Genomic DNA, 13,380 nt, shown 5'->3' on the forward strand with positions numbered 1-13,380 from the left:
CGCCGCCAGCGCGCAATGTCGCACAAATCCGCACAGGCTCGCGCATATGTGCTAGCGTTCACGCAATGACGCGAACTCACGCAAAATCGCGCGGCCGGGCACTGCGGGTGAACCGCCTGCTCATCGAGCACCGCCTCGACGCCGGCATGACGCCCAACGACCTCGCCAAGCGAGCAGGGATCAGCGGCAACACCGTCCGAGCCGCCGAGCGCGGCGAGTACGTCGACCCGCGCAGCCAGCGCGCGATCGCCTGCGCGCTCCAGGCGACCCGCGTTGTCCTCTTCCCCTTCGAGCGCCAGCGGGAGGCCGCATGAGCACCCACGACACGACCAGCGCCCCGGTGAGCATCAAGGACCACTACCTGAACAAGGGTCTGAGCCGCCGCGCGTACGCCGACCAGATCGGCGTGCCCGAGCAGAGCCTCCGGCGGCTGGAGGCCGGACTCGGCGTCCACCCCGCGAACGCCAAGAAGGTCGCCGACGACATGAAGGTCGCGGTCACCGACATCCTCGGCGCCGCGGCCCCAGGCGAGGCGGCGTGACCGAGGCGCTCGCAGCCCGAACGCTCGACGAGAACGAGCAGGTCGTCGCGCGCGGCCTCTCCACCTTTGTCGAGGTCGGCAAGGCGCTCGGGGAGATCCGCGACGCGCGCCAGTACCGGGACGCCGGCTACTCCTCGTTCGAGGACTACCTCAGCGAGCGCTGGGACATGAGCCGTCCCCGCGCCTACCAGCTGATCGACGCTGCTGGGCGCGTTGCAGGACTGTCTACCAAGGTAGACGGAGCCAGCGCGTCTGCCATGGCAGACACTCGCACGCCGCCGGTCGTGACCGAGCGCGTGGCGCGGGAGTTGCCGCGGGAGCCGGAGCACGCCCGTGAGGTCTGGGCCGCCACGACCGAGCGGGTCGGCCCGTCCCCGACCGCCCGGCAGGTCGCGGAAGTCCGCGACGAGCTCTACCCCAAGCAGGCGCCCGCACCCACCAGCGCCCCGGTCGCCGCACCGGCCGCCCCGGAGCCCGACCCGGAGCCCGCGCCCGCCCCCACCCCACCCCCGGGACCGGCGCCCGTGCCGGTGCTGCTCGACCCGGCCGCGACCAGCGAGCAAGTCGAGCAGGAGAACCAGCGCACCCTGCGCTACTCGGAGACCCGCGTCATCGCCGGAGCGCTCACCGCCCTCCGTCACCGCCCCGCGACCCTCGCGCACGCCCGCGAGAGCGCCGCGCTCATCGACCCGACCTACCTCAACCCCGGCGACGAGATCACCGCGGACGCCGCACGCGCATCCGCCGCGTTCCTCCTCCTCTTCGCCGCCGCCCTCGAAGGAGACACCCCGTGAAGCTCACCACCCCACAGAAGAACCGGCTCGGCGAGATCCTCGCCAAGCAGCGCGGCGAGTTCGCCGAGAGCGACGTCCGCGACGAGTGGATCGCCTACCTCCGCGACGAGCACGCGGCAGGCCGGCTCGGCGACTTCATCGCCGAGATCGGTGCCGCGTCGTTCAAGACCGCGATCAACGAGCGCGCGTGGAAGGTCGACCCCGACCAGGGCGCCTTGTTCGACGAGGACGCGCTCCTCGCCCTTGGCGGCAGCAGCCACGTCCGGATGGCGGACGCGCGCGCCACCCACGTGCTCCGGCACCGCGAGATCCTCGAGGCGAACTTCGAGGCCCAGCGCCGCGTGTTCGCCGCCAAGCAGCAGTGGCTCAACGACCGGCTGCCCGACCTGTTCGAGCGCGGCTGCACCCTCGCCGACCTCGACCGGACCCCGGCGCCCGCCGCCGCGTCCGCGCGGAAGGCGGCGTAGATGCCGTCCGTCGACTGGGAGTACTTCCTCCCCATCCTCGTCTGCTGGGCGGTCGTGCTCGCCGTGTTCGTGGTCCTCGTGCTGATCGAGGTCCGCGCGGAGCGCCGCGACCGGCAGGCCGCCGCGCGCCGTCCGCTCGCCCCGGTGATCCCGCTCGACCTCAGCCGCGCGCGTCGCCGCGAGGTCGCCCGCCGGAAGGCGACGCGATGAACCTGCCGGAGCAGGAGCGCGGCGAGCAGATCGCCGCGGCGGACCACGGCGGCGTCACGCCGGGGATCGGGCGGCTGCGTCGGCCGGCGCGCACGGAGTGCTGCCGCCGGTACGCGGCGATCGCCGCGCACATCGACGCGTCGCTCGGTGCGGGGCATCGGTGCTCGGACTGTCCGTGCGCGACCGACGAGGAGGCCCGGCATGGCTGACCTGCCTGAGCTTCCCGCGCTGACGGACGAGCAGATCGACGCCGCGTGGAAGTCGATGTGGCCGAACCTCACGCTGGTCCGCGACGACGGTGACTGGCAGCTGATGCGCCGCGCGTTCCCTCGCCCGACACCGCCCCGCCCCGAGGACTGGGACGGCGGGTGCGCGCGGGTGTACTGGGTTTCCGCCCTGGGCGGCTGGTCCATGCACTGCGACGTGCACGCCGCGCCCGAGGCCCGGCGCGAGTTCCTCCGCCGCGCCGCGTTGGCCGTCGAGTGGAGCGACCAGACCAAGGGAGCGTCCCGTGCCTGACCAGACCGTCACGGACCACGACGCCGAGCCCGCCGCGCCCGCGCCCGCGCTCGACCCGACCAGCGCGCTCATCGCGGCGCTCGCCGACGCGCAAGGCGCGTTCCCGCCGATCCCGAAGACCCAGACCGCGACCGTCCCGACCAAGAACGGCGGCTCGTACCAGTACACGTACGCGGACCTCGGCGACGTGCTCGCCGCCGTCCGGCCCGTCCTCTCCGAGCGCGGCCTCGCGCTCGTCCAGTACACGATCCGCGAGGACGCCCGCACCGTGCTCGTCACCGAGCTCCGGCACCCCGCCGGCGGCGTCCTGCGGTCCGAGGTCGACCTCGGCCAGTCGAGCGCGAACCCGCAGGCGTTCGGCGGCGCGCTCACCTACCTGCGCCGCTACGAGGTCGTCACCCTGCTCGGGATCGCCGCGGAGGAGGACCGCGACGCCCAGGACGTGACCCCGGCGTCGGACCGGCGCCCGGCCACCCCCGAGCTACCCGCGTGGGCGCGCGACGCGACCCGCGACCGCAAGACCGACCTCGGCACGGCGATGAGCCTCCTCGTCGACCGGGCGGTCGCCCGCGAGCTCGTCGTCGAGCTCCGCGAGCAGATCGGGCTCGTCCCGGACGTGCTCGTCGAGTTCATGATCCGGCTCGCCGCCGCGGTCTCGGAGCACGCGGACGACCCGACCCCCGCGGAGGCCGCGGACGCGTGGGCCGCGGACGCGACGGACGACGAGCTCGTCCGCGTCGCGACCGGCGGGCCGGGCGAGAAGCCCGAGCGCGTCGACGCCGCCCGCGCGGAGATCCACGCCCGCCGGGCGCACGACAGCGTGCCGGATCACGCGGTCACCCCGGACGAGGACGACGCGGAGCCGAGCGAGCAGCCCGAGCGCCCCGCCGAGCCCGAGGCCGCCGAGCCTGCCGCCGGACAGGGCGCGCTCGACGTCGGCGACCGACCCCCGGCCGGGACCGTGCCCGTCCCGCCGCTCGACGGTCGCCCGACCGTCGACCTCGCCGCGCTCCGCACCGCCGGCTGCATCTGCGACTCGCCGCTGCAGGCCCAGACCGACGAGCACGCGCGCGACAGCGAGTGCCCCCTCGTCGGCCACGGGGTGAGGGCATGACGACGGACCAGACGAGGAAGAACGGGCGACCGTCCATGTGCGGCAGCTGCGGCGAGTGCAAGCGCTGCAAGCGCGCCGCGTACATGCGGTCGTGGTACGCGACGAAGACGCCCGAGCAGCGACGGGCGATGGTCGCAAACCGCGATCCGGAGAAGGTCGCAGCGCAAGCAGCCAAGCGCGGACGCGCGAAGCGCGCCGGGAACGAATCCGTCGAGCAGCGCACGAAGCGGCTGGCGCGCAAGGCGGTCTGGCAAGCGGTGCGCGATGGGCGACTCGTCCCGCAGCCGTGCGAACGCTCGGGCGACGAGTGCAGCGGGCGCATTGAGGCTCACCACGACGACTACGGCCGCCGCTTCGACGTTCGCTGGCTCTGCCAAAAGCACCACCGCGAGCACCACAACAACCACGGTCAGGAGACCGCCCCATGAGCACCCCCGACACGACCACCACGACCCCGACGCCCGGTGCGGCGCTCGCCGTCGACCTCAACGGCGGGCACGTCTTCGACCCGGTGACCGGGGAGGCGTACGAGATCGCGGACGCGCCCCCCGAGCTCCTCGCCCGCTACGCGATGGACCTCGGCGACCTCGCCCGGCAGATGCGCGAGGCGCGCGCCGCCGTCGAGATCGAGCTCGCGAACCGCCTCCGGTACGTGAAGGCGAAGAGCCTCCCCGCCGGCCCGTTCCTCATCGAGCGGAAGAACAGCAACCAGTGGAACGCGGACGCGTGCTGGCAGGCGCTCTCCGACCTCGTCGCGGCGGGGAAGGTCGGCGCCGCGGAGGCGGCGGACGCGATGCCCGAGTCGACGGTCCGCAAGCCGGACGGGCGGAAGCTGAACGCGCTGCTGACCCGGCTCGTCGGGGAGGACCCGGAGGCGGCGGGGCCGCTCGCGCGCGCCCGTGTGACCCGCGAGGGCGTCCGCGTCGCGCAGGTCGCCGTCGACGCGACCGCGGAGGAGGTCGATGCGCGATGAGCCTCTCCGCGAAGCTCATCGAGGTCACGCCCGCGTTCGCCGAAGAGCTCCTTCTCCGCAACGAGCGCAACCGCCACGTCCACAGCGCGCGCGTCGGCCAGTACGCCGCCGACATGCGCGACGGCGCGTGGAAGCTCAACGGCGAGGCGATCAAGATCGCCGACGACGGAACGCTCCTCGACGGGCAGCACCGCCTCATGGCCGTCCTCGAGGCCGACGTCTCCGTTCAGATGCTCGTCATCACCGGACTCCCGCCCGAGGCGCAGGAGACGATGGACCAGGGACGCGCTCGGTCCTTCGGCGACGTCCTGCACCTTCGCGGCGAGAAGGACTACTTCGTCCTCGCTGCGTCGACTCGCCTCGTCGCCGCCTACGAGCGCGACGGCGTGCCCTTCGCCGTCCGCCGAGGCCTCAGCGTCCCTGAGCAGGCCCGGACGCTCGAGCGCAACCCCGGGCTCCGAGACAGCGTCGAGTACTCAGGCCGCCGGCGGCGCCCGTGGCTCTCCCGCGGACCCGCGAGCGGCCTCCACTACCTCTTCTCGATCGCCGACCAGGAGGGCGCCGACGACTTCTTCGACCGCCTCGCCTCAGGGGCGAACCTCAACACTGGCGACCCGATCTATCTCATCCGCGAGCGTCTCATCCGGGACCACCAGGCGACCGATGGCCGCACTTCCTCCGAGCGGACCAAGCTCGCGCTCATCATCAAGGCCTGGAACGCCTACCAGGACGGCGACACCCCGGCGCGCCTCACGTTCGTCCCGGGCGGCGCGAACCCCGAGCGGTTCCCGTCCATCAACGGACTCCACGCCCGCGGCGAGGTCCCCGCATGACCGTGCTCGCGGAGCGCACGTGGTTCCTGACGGTGCCGGACGTGCTCCCGCGGTCGTTCAACCGCGTGGGCGCGTCGGGGTCGTGGCGGGTCTGGCAGACGCACAAGAAGCTCTGGGAGCGCCGGCTCGTCGCGCTGCTCGGCGAGGAGGGCGTGCCGGTCGCGTCCGGTGCGTTCGCGCGGACGACCGCGATCCTGACCGTGCCGGACCGTCGCCGGCGGGACGCCGGGAACTTCGGGGTGGTGCTCGAGAAGTCGCTCGGGGATGCGTTGCAGCTGGCCGGGGTGATCCCGGACGACACGCCGGAGTGGTGGTCGTGGACGTCGGTGTCGTTCAGCTACGAGCGGGGGGCGTCGGCGACGACGTTCGTCGTGACGCTGCTGCCGGACGTGGCGCTGCGGCTGGACCCCCGCGCCCCCCAGATGGACCACGAGGAGCGTACCGATGGGTGAGTCCTCAGCGATCGAGTGGACCACGGCGACGTGGAACCCGTGGCGCGGCTGCGACAAGGTCAGCCCCGGATGCGCGCACTGCTACATGTTCACCGACCAGCGCCGCTACGGGAACGACCCGAGCGTCGTCGTGCGCGCGGCGGACGCGACGTTCTACGCACCGCTTCGCAAGCGGTCGTGGCTCGACCTCCCCGCGGGCTCGATGGTGTTCACGTGCTCGTGGTCGGACTGGTTCCACCCCGACGCTGACCCGTGGCGCAACGAGGCGTGGGAGGTCATCCGCCAGCGCCCGGACCTGACGTTCCAGGTGCTCACGAAGCGGCCCGAGCGGATCGCCGAGCACCTGCCGTGGGACTGGAAGCTCGACGGCGTCCCGTACCCGAACGTGTGGCTCGGCGTGACGATCGAGAACCGGCGCTTCAACCACCGTGCGGACGTCCTGCGCGAGATCCCGGCCGCGGTGCGCTTCATCAGCGCCGAGCCTCTGCTCGGCCACCTGCGGGCCGACGCGATGCTCTGGAACAGGGAGGCACAACGATACGAGCCGCGCTGGTACGACGGCTACACCGGTCCCGACCTCAACCTCGACGGGATCGACTGGCTGATCGCAGGCGGAGAGTCCGGCGCCCGGCACCGACCGATGGATCTCGCATGGGTCCGCGACCTCCGCGACGCGTGCGCTGACGCCGGGACCGCGTTCTTCCTCAAGCAGCTCGGCGGCCCCGCCAACCGAAAGCGCGGCGGCGCCGAGGCGCTGCTCGACGGCGTTCGGCACACCGCGATGCCGTCGCCTCCTTCGACCGAGGAGCGGGGGCGCTCGTGAGCCAGCGAGACGACGTCCTCCGCGCGCTCCGCGACGCCGGCCCCCGCGGCGTGCACACGTTCGAGCTCCGCGCCGCCTACATCGGCAACCCCTCCCAGCGGATCGCCGAGCTCGAGGAGATCGGGCACACGATCAGCCGTACGCCCGAGGCGCTCAACGGCAAGGCGCGCGGCACCCGGTACCGGCTCGTCTCGCTCGCGGGGGAGGAGCGGACGCCGGCTGGTCCCTCGGAGGCGCCTTCGAGCATCAGCGCCCCGGGGATGGGAGGCCCGCCCGCGTCCCGCTCCTCCCCGGCGAGCGACCCCGCCCGCCTGTTCGACCCGCCCCCCGCGCCCGCGCGCGCCGGGCGCCGCGGCCCGTACGACGCCGCCGCATGACCCGACCCACCGACCTCGGCCACCCGGCCCGGACCCACAACCAGAAGGAGCACCCCGCGATGAGCGATACCCCCGACACACCGCAGCGGCGCCCGTTCGCCGCCGTCCTGCAGGAGCACCGACGCGGCGGCCTCGCCGTCGAGCTCGGCGACAAGCTCGCGGAGCTCGCCGCCGCCGTCGTCGAGACCAACAAGAAGGGCACGCTCACGCTGCAGCTGACCCTCGCCCCGAACGGGCAGGGCTCCGTGAAGCTCGGCGACCGCGTCGTCCTCAAGGCGCCGTCGCCGACGATGCCCGAGGCGTTCTTCTACGTCGACGAGCACGGCAACCTCAACCGCAACGACCCGCGCCAGCCGCGGCTGCCGATCGCCGCCGACGACCTCGACGCGCGACGGGGGGCGAGCGCCTGATGCCCGACCCCAAGTACACGACGCTCGCGGGCGCGGCCGGCGACGCGCAGGCGATCATCGACGCGGCCCGCGAGCTCCGCGAGGTCCGCCCCGAGCCCGTCGACGTCGACCACACGATCCTCGTCCGGCAGGCGAACGGCGACGTCGAGCACATCGACCTCGACCACCTGCTGCCCGCCCCGCGCCGCTCGACCGGCATCTACCGGGCCGGGAGCGTCGACTCGTTCATCGAGCTCGTGCGCGAGCTCGGCGACGCCCCGACCGAGGAGCACTCCGCGACGACCGTCTGGGTCCACCCGACGAGCGGCACCCTGAACGCGGTCTTCGACGACAACGCGCACAGCGAGACCCCCGGGTGGGGCGAGCACGGCGCCGTGCTCACGCTCGAGCAGACCGTCGCGTGGAAGGCGTGGCTCAAGCACGACGGCGACCTCCTCTCCCAGGAGGACTTCGCCGAGCACGTCGAGGCGCGCATCCCCGACATCGCGGACCCGCCCGCCGCGGACCTGCAGGAGGTCATCGAGACCCTGACCGGCAAGACCGAGGTCAGCTGGACGTCCGGGTTCCGGACGACCGACGGCACCGTGCAGCTGGCGTACACGGAGGAGGCGACGGCGACCGCGGGCCGCAAGGCGAACATGGAGATCCCGCAGAAGTTCACGCTCGTCGTGCAGCCGTTCGTCGGGGTCAGCGACCGGGTGCCGATCACCGCTCGGTTCCGGTACCGCATCCGGCCCGGCGGTTCGGTCGCGATGGGCTACGTGCTCGACCAGCCCGAGCAGGTCGTCGAGGACGCGATCGCCGGGATCTACGAGCGGCTCGCGGGCACGTTCAGCCGCGTGTACATGGGGTCGCCGCGATGAAGCCGACCGAGCAGGGCGGCGCCTCGGCGTCGCCCCTCGGGCCGGTCGGCCGGCTCGCGCCGAACCCGGCCCGCGTGGTCGCGGACGCGGCGCGGCACGCCGCGCTCATCGCGCACGCGCGCGCCTGCCGCGCCGAAGCGGACGACCTGCTCGCCGAAGCGATCGCCGCCGAGAGCGCCGCGTGCGCGATCCGCGAGGGCCGCGCATGACCGAGTACGCCCGCCCCCAGCGAGCCTGCCGGACCTGCGGCGTCGTGAAGGCCGCCGAAGAGTTCGCGACCTCGCAGAGCAAACGCTGCGACGCGTGCATCGACGAGATCCGCTCCCGCCGCTGCCGGAACTGCGGGCGCGCCGCCGGCACGACCGCGCGCGGGAACGCCCGCGACTACTGCCACCGCGCGCCGTGCGTCGCCGCGCGCAACGCGGCGAACACCGCCGCCTACCACGAGCAGCAGCGCACCGAACGCGCCGCGCGCACGACCCGCCGGTGCCCGGTCTGCGACACCGAGAAGCCGCTCACCGCGGAGCACTGGAACGCGATCTACGTCGACGCGCACGGCGCGACCCGGACGTGGCAGCCGTACTGCCGTCCCTGCACGCGCGGCGAGCAGCGCGCCCGCTACCACGGCGACCCGGCGCGCCGCGCGTACGCGCTCGAGCGCGCCCGCCAGCAGCGCGAGGAGGCGAAGGCGCGCCGCGCGGTCGACCCGGAGTACGACGCGCACCTACGCCGGATCAAGCGGGAGGCGTCCGCGCGCGCCCGGGAGCGCGCCCGCGAGCGCGCCGACCAGGCCGAGAGCAGCGAGATCGCGGGACGCGACATGCGGGACATGCTCCCGGCGTACGCGCTCGCGGTCGCGTTCGACGCCTGGGTCGCCGCGCAGCAGCACGACAGCCGCGACGTCGCGTTCTCGATCGAGGAGACCGCGCGCGAGCTCGGGACCAGCGCGCGGAGCGTCACGGGGTGGCGGAACGGCGAGCGCGACCTCGTGCAGTTCGACCTCGCGGACCGCCTCCTCCTCGCGATCGACCGGCTCTGGTGGGAGGTCTGGACCGAGGACACCGTCCGCCGGCCGCTGATCGTCGCGGAGGTCTGGACGAAGCGCCGGAAGAACGCGTCGAGGTACTGGCAGCGCACGGCGCGCCGCCGGTACGGCGACGGCGGCCCCGATCACGCGGCGCTCGCCGACGTGCGCCGGGTCTGGGAGGGCGACACCGACGAGCTCGAGGAGGCCGCATGACCGCCGTGGACCGCTACCCCCAGATGGACCAAATCGGGCGTGATGCCCACGACCAGGCCAAGGAGGTCTGACCTATGCGCGATTACATCGAGTGCAGCACCCAGGCCGACGTGGACCGTGTGGTCGGCGAGGGCAACGTGCCGATCGTCCGTGACGGCTACTTCGAGGCGTCCGGCTCGGCCACTGTCCGCGCGTACGACTCGGCCACCGTCCGCGCGTACGGCTCGGCCACCGTCCGCGCGTACGACTCGGCCACCGTCAGCGCGTACGGCTCGGCCACCGTCAGCGCGTACGGCTCGGCCACCGTCAGCGCGTACGACTCGGCCATCGTCAGCGCGTACGACTCGGCCACCGTCCGCGCGTACGGCTCGGCCACCGTCAGCGCGTCCGGCTCGGCCACCGTCCGCGCGTACGACTCGGCCACCGTCCGCGCGTACGACTCGGCCACCGTCAGCGCGTCCGACTCGGCCACCGTCCACGCGTACGACTCGGCCACCGTCAGCGCGTCCGACTCGGCCACCGTCAGCGCGTACGACTCGGCCATCGTCAGCGCGTACGACTCGGCCACCGTCCACGCGTACGACTCGGCCACCGTCAGCGCGTACGGCTCGGCCACCGTCAGCGCGTACGGCTCGGCCACCGTCAGCGCGTACGACTCGGCCATCGTCAGCGCGTACGACTCGGCCACCGTCCGCGCGTACGACTCGGCCATCGTCAGCGCGTACGACTCGGCCATCGTCAGCGCGTACGACTCGGCCATCGTCAGCGCGTACGACTCGGCCACCGTCCGCGCGTACGGCTCGGCCACCGTCAGCGCGTCCGACTCGGCCACCGTCAGCGCGTCCGGCTCGGCCACCGTCAGCGCGTCCGGCTCGGCCACCGTCCACGCGTACGACTCGGCCACCGTCCACGCGTACGACTCGGCCACCGTCCACGCGTACGGCTCGGCCACCGTCCACGCGTACGACTCGGCCACCGTCCACGCGTACGACTCGGCCACCGTCCACGCGTCCCCGAATGTCGCAGTGCACAAGCACGGCGCGCGCCCCAGCATCACGGGCGGGGTCGTCATCCACGTCCCCGAGATCCGCGACGGCTCCGAACTCTCCGCGTGGTGCGACTACTACGGCGTCGACGTTCAGGACGGCCAGGCGCTCGTGTACAAGGCCGTGGACGACGACCTGCGGTCCGGGCGCGGCTGCGAGTACCCGATCGGCGAAACCGTCGAGTGCGCCGACTGGCACGCCCGCCCCGAGTGCGGGCAGGGCCTGCACTTCTCGCCGCGTCCGTTCCTCGCTATCGGTTACTTCACGGACGCGACGCGATTCCTGCGCTGCGCGATTCCAGTCGCGGAGACGGTCGTCCTCGGCGACAAGGTCAAGGCGTCCCGGTGCACGGTCGTCTGCGAGGTCGACATCGACGGCAACCCCCTCTCGACCGATGAGCGGGGTAGCGCTTGAGCGGCGGGCGGACCACCTGGCGCGCGAAGCCCTGCGGCTGGCGCGGACGCGAACGCGTCGTCGCGCTCGGCGAGGAGTTCGGCCCCGCCGGCACCGCCGTCCTCGACCTCTGCGAAGAGCTCGCGAAGGAGCAGCGCGGCGAGCGCGGCGAAGTCCGCGCCGGACTCCGCTCGATCGCCCGCGACGCGTTCCTCCCCCGCGGCACCGCAGGGCAGACCCTCGCCCGCGAGATCCTCGAGTTCGGCGAGCGCGTCGGCGCGTTCGACGACCTCTACATCGCCGACGACGTCGACATGACCGTCACGCTCCGCGTGTCCGGGTTCGCCGAGGACCAGGGCCGCGGGTACGAGTCCGTCCGCAAGCAGCAGCAGCGCGCGGGACAACGTCCCGACACCGAGGACACGAGCACCCCGTGTCCCGACCATCGGGACAACGCGACCGCTTGTCCCGAAACCGGGGACGGTGTCCCGGTTCGTCCCCCTACAGGACAGAACAGGAGAGGACAGAAGGGAGACAGCCCCCCTACCCCCCGCGGGGGGAACGCGCCTGACGGCGCGAGGACTCCCTCACTCGACGAGTCGGGGGAAGGGCTCGCGGAGCACGTCGCCGGGGTGCTGCAGCGCGGCGTCGACAGCATCCCGACGGACGAGCGGTGCAGGCCCGCGACGCCGGCGGCGGTCCTCGCCGTCCTTGACGAGCACCGCCCGCCGCGGGACGTCGCGCTCGCCGTCGCGATCGAGACCCGGTCGATCGTGCAGTCGCAGAACCGGGCGCCGAACGTCGTCGGCCTCTACGCGCAGAAGCTCGCGAAGGCGATCAACGGGGGTGCGGCATGACCACGGTCCGCCACACGTCCCGGACCCGTGCGCGCGCCGTCGAGCTCCGCAACGCTGGCTGGTCCCTCCGGCAGGTCCGCGAACTGCTCGCCGCCGAGGGCTACCACCCGGCGCCGACCGTCCCGACCCTCTCGCGCTGGACGAACCCGGCCCGCGAGGAAGAGCACCGGCGCGCGAACCGCGCCCGCGCCCGCGGCGACGCGACGACCTACGCATGGCCCGGCGTCCGCAGCGCGGAGTGGCGACTCGGCCGGATGCGCGCTCTCGACGCCGCCGGCGTCTCCGACCGCGACATCGCCCGCGTGATGACCCTCGACTTCCCGCACTCCCCGATCACGGTCGACCAGGTCAAGCACGCGCTGCGCTCCGACACCCCGACGCTCCCGCTTCGCCGCGCCGCCGCCCGACAGGGGATCGCGTGACCGCCCACCTGCACAACGCGGCGCGCGCCCTCGAGCGGCTACTCGCCGACCGGTGCCCTGAGCACGCCTGGGTCGTCGAGGTCCGGCCACAGGATCGGCCGCAGCCCGGCGGGCTCGTGCGCCCGCTCGAACGGCGCCCGGTCGAACAGGCCGGTGCCGTACGCGACGACCCGCACCCGCTCCTCGACCGGCACCCGCGCGCCGCGCCCCCCACGCCCAGCGGAACGCACCACGACGACCTCAAGCAGAGCGCGTAGGAGCAACGCCCGCCCATGCCCGTCAAGCCGACCCCACGCCTCCGCACCGTCCCCCACACCGGGAACGACCGGCCGGACCGCGAGCAGCCTGCGGAGACCGTCGCGCGCCTCGTCGACCCGCCGCTGCCGCTCAAGCGCCCCAGCGGCAAGCGCGCCCGGATCGACCCCGAGCCCGGCGGTCGCCTCGAGGTACCCGCGCAGATCAGCCTCAGCGTCCGCGAGCCGGGCGCGCGCCCCGTCGACGTCGCGGTCATCACGGACCGCCTCGACGCGCAGCCGCGCGAGCTCGCCGAGCGAGATCGCGACGACATGCTCGTCGAGCCGCGCCCGGGTGATCGTCGTCGGCCCCGGGCAACGCACCCCGGAGTGCCGGACAGCGCACCCGTATGTGCGCGACCGGCCGCTCATGCCGGGGATCAGCGCGTGCCCGCAAGCAGCGCACCGCGCGATCCCCGAGAGCAGCGCGGGCTCACGATCGCGCGCCCGGGGGCTACGAGCGGGCCGGGCGACCCGGACCTGCGCCGCCTCCCACTCGTCCCGCGTGACGAGCGGCTCGTGCGCCGCCTCGTTGACGTGCTCACCGACCCGGAGCTCCCCGAGGTACACCCGGTTCGCGAGGAGATGCCGGACACCGCTCGTCGTCATCGCGAGCCGGTCCGCGATCTCGCTGACCGGCCGGCCCGCCGCGCGGGCGCGGAACGCCGCCCGGACCTCGTCGGCGCGGTCGTCGGGCACGAGCCGTCGCGTGTCCGGATCGCGCCGGTACCCGGCCGGGGTCTGTCGTCGCTG

At 73.7% G+C, this 13,380-nt stretch carries 23 protein-coding genes; 21 read left to right on the forward strand and 2 right to left on the reverse strand.

Features of this window, described 5'->3' with window-relative positions:
• The first annotated feature begins 65 nt into the window (after positions 1 to 65).
• From C7Y72_RS19245 to C7Y72_RS19330, 18 genes are read left to right on the forward strand one after another with little or no spacing between them, the layout of a single operon-like run.
• Positions 66 to 314 carry a helix-turn-helix domain-containing protein gene (locus tag C7Y72_RS19245; RefSeq protein ID WP_158276947.1) on the forward strand — a complete coding sequence of 83 codons (249 nt, stop codon included), beginning with the start codon at positions 66 to 68 and terminating at the stop codon, positions 312 to 314.
• Positions 311 to 541 carry a helix-turn-helix domain-containing protein gene (locus tag C7Y72_RS19250; protein ID WP_107570809.1) on the forward strand — a complete coding sequence of 77 codons (231 nt, stop codon included), beginning with the start codon at positions 311 to 313 and terminating at the stop codon, positions 539 to 541. The genes C7Y72_RS19245 and C7Y72_RS19250 overlap by 4 nt, the downstream gene beginning before the upstream one ends.
• Positions 538 to 1,335 carry a hypothetical protein gene (locus C7Y72_RS19255; protein WP_107570810.1) on the forward strand — a complete coding sequence of 266 codons (798 nt, stop codon included), beginning with the start codon at positions 538 to 540 and terminating at the stop codon, positions 1,333 to 1,335. Before C7Y72_RS19250 ends, C7Y72_RS19255 begins: the two co-directional genes overlap by 4 nt.
• Positions 1,332 to 1,802, forward strand: coding sequence for a hypothetical protein (locus C7Y72_RS19260; RefSeq protein WP_107570811.1), 471 nt, complete (start codon positions 1,332 to 1,334; stop codon positions 1,800 to 1,802). Before C7Y72_RS19255 ends, C7Y72_RS19260 begins: the two co-directional genes overlap by 4 nt.
• Positions 1,803 to 2,012 (forward strand): hypothetical protein, encoded by a 210-nt coding sequence (locus tag C7Y72_RS19265; protein ID WP_107570812.1) that lies wholly within the window; start codon positions 1,803 to 1,805, stop codon positions 2,010 to 2,012.
• Positions 2,009 to 2,221, forward strand: a complete 213-nt coding sequence (locus C7Y72_RS19270; RefSeq protein WP_107570813.1) for a hypothetical protein — start codon at positions 2,009 to 2,011, stop codon at positions 2,219 to 2,221. The genes C7Y72_RS19265 and C7Y72_RS19270 overlap by 4 nt, the downstream gene beginning before the upstream one ends.
• Positions 2,214 to 2,531 (forward strand): hypothetical protein, encoded by a 318-nt coding sequence (locus tag C7Y72_RS19275; protein WP_107570814.1) that lies wholly within the window; start codon positions 2,214 to 2,216, stop codon positions 2,529 to 2,531. Before C7Y72_RS19270 ends, C7Y72_RS19275 begins: the two co-directional genes overlap by 8 nt.
• The gene (locus C7Y72_RS19280) at positions 2,524 to 3,645 is read left to right on the forward strand and encodes an ERF family protein (protein WP_107570815.1); all 1,122 of its coding nucleotides are present in this window, start codon (positions 2,524 to 2,526) and stop codon (positions 3,643 to 3,645) included. The genes C7Y72_RS19275 and C7Y72_RS19280 overlap by 8 nt, the downstream gene beginning before the upstream one ends.
• Complete coding sequence (locus C7Y72_RS19285; protein ID WP_146175457.1) at positions 3,642 to 4,073, forward strand: hypothetical protein; 432 nt, start codon at positions 3,642 to 3,644, stop codon at positions 4,071 to 4,073. The genes C7Y72_RS19280 and C7Y72_RS19285 overlap by 4 nt, the downstream gene beginning before the upstream one ends.
• Entirely contained in the window at positions 4,070 to 4,618 is a 549-nt protein-coding gene (locus C7Y72_RS19290; protein ID WP_107570817.1) for a hypothetical protein, read from the forward strand. The genes C7Y72_RS19285 and C7Y72_RS19290 overlap by 4 nt, the downstream gene beginning before the upstream one ends.
• A complete protein-coding gene (locus C7Y72_RS19295) occupies positions 4,615 to 5,451 on the forward strand; it encodes a hypothetical protein (RefSeq protein WP_107570818.1) in 837 nt (278 codons plus the stop codon). The genes C7Y72_RS19290 and C7Y72_RS19295 overlap by 4 nt, the downstream gene beginning before the upstream one ends.
• Positions 5,448 to 5,903 (forward strand): RusA family crossover junction endodeoxyribonuclease, encoded by a 456-nt coding sequence (locus tag C7Y72_RS19300; protein ID WP_107570819.1) that lies wholly within the window; start codon positions 5,448 to 5,450, stop codon positions 5,901 to 5,903. Before C7Y72_RS19295 ends, C7Y72_RS19300 begins: the two co-directional genes overlap by 4 nt.
• Entirely contained in the window at positions 5,896 to 6,726 is an 831-nt protein-coding gene (locus tag C7Y72_RS19305) for a DUF5131 family protein (protein WP_107570820.1), read from the forward strand. The genes C7Y72_RS19300 and C7Y72_RS19305 overlap by 8 nt, the downstream gene beginning before the upstream one ends.
• A complete protein-coding gene (locus C7Y72_RS19310; RefSeq protein WP_107570821.1) occupies positions 6,723 to 7,103 on the forward strand; it encodes a helix-turn-helix domain-containing protein in 381 nt (126 codons plus the stop codon). The genes C7Y72_RS19305 and C7Y72_RS19310 overlap by 4 nt, the downstream gene beginning before the upstream one ends.
• Positions 7,100 to 7,513 (forward strand): YfdP family phage-associated protein, encoded by a 414-nt coding sequence (locus C7Y72_RS19315; RefSeq protein WP_107570822.1) that lies wholly within the window; start codon positions 7,100 to 7,102, stop codon positions 7,511 to 7,513. The genes C7Y72_RS19310 and C7Y72_RS19315 overlap by 4 nt, the downstream gene beginning before the upstream one ends.
• Positions 7,513 to 8,376 carry a DUF2303 family protein gene (locus tag C7Y72_RS19320; protein WP_107570823.1) on the forward strand — a complete coding sequence of 288 codons (864 nt, stop codon included), beginning with the start codon at positions 7,513 to 7,515 and terminating at the stop codon, positions 8,374 to 8,376. Before C7Y72_RS19315 ends, C7Y72_RS19320 begins: the two co-directional genes overlap by 1 nt.
• On the forward strand, positions 8,373 to 8,585 hold the full coding sequence (locus C7Y72_RS19325; RefSeq protein ID WP_107570824.1) for a hypothetical protein: 213 nt from the start codon (positions 8,373 to 8,375) through the stop codon (positions 8,583 to 8,585). The genes C7Y72_RS19320 and C7Y72_RS19325 overlap by 4 nt, the downstream gene beginning before the upstream one ends.
• On the forward strand, positions 8,582 to 9,616 hold the full coding sequence (locus tag C7Y72_RS19330; RefSeq protein ID WP_107570825.1) for a hypothetical protein: 1,035 nt from the start codon (positions 8,582 to 8,584) through the stop codon (positions 9,614 to 9,616). The genes C7Y72_RS19325 and C7Y72_RS19330 overlap by 4 nt, the downstream gene beginning before the upstream one ends.
• 157 nt (positions 9,617 to 9,773) lie before the next feature.
• Here C7Y72_RS19330 and C7Y72_RS22920 read toward each other — a convergent pair whose 3' ends face one another.
• Entirely contained in the window at positions 9,774 to 10,616 is an 843-nt protein-coding gene (locus C7Y72_RS22920; RefSeq protein ID WP_146175458.1) for a cell surface protein, read from the reverse strand.
• Between the two features lie 25 nt (positions 10,617 to 10,641).
• Between C7Y72_RS22920 and C7Y72_RS22925 the strand changes: the two genes are divergently transcribed.
• From C7Y72_RS22925 to C7Y72_RS19345, 3 genes are read left to right on the forward strand one after another with little or no spacing between them, the layout of a single operon-like run.
• On the forward strand, positions 10,642 to 11,076 hold the full coding sequence (locus C7Y72_RS22925; protein WP_146175459.1) for a DUF7666 domain-containing protein: 435 nt from the start codon (positions 10,642 to 10,644) through the stop codon (positions 11,074 to 11,076).
• Entirely contained in the window at positions 11,073 to 11,912 is an 840-nt protein-coding gene (locus tag C7Y72_RS19340; protein ID WP_107570826.1) for a hypothetical protein, read from the forward strand. Before C7Y72_RS22925 ends, C7Y72_RS19340 begins: the two co-directional genes overlap by 4 nt.
• A complete protein-coding gene (locus C7Y72_RS19345) occupies positions 11,909 to 12,334 on the forward strand; it encodes a hypothetical protein (RefSeq protein WP_107570827.1) in 426 nt (141 codons plus the stop codon). The genes C7Y72_RS19340 and C7Y72_RS19345 overlap by 4 nt, the downstream gene beginning before the upstream one ends.
• 38 nt (positions 12,335 to 12,372) lie before the next feature.
• Here C7Y72_RS19345 and C7Y72_RS19350 read toward each other — a convergent pair.
• Positions 12,373 to 13,380, reverse strand: a 1,008-nt coding sequence (locus C7Y72_RS19350) for a recombinase family protein (protein ID WP_199224014.1), incomplete at its 5' end; no start/stop codon positions are given.

The organism is Paraconexibacter algicola (genome assembly GCF_003044185.1).
In the GTDB taxonomy this organism is placed as follows: domain Bacteria; phylum Actinomycetota; class Thermoleophilia; order Solirubrobacterales; family Solirubrobacteraceae; genus Paraconexibacter; species Paraconexibacter algicola.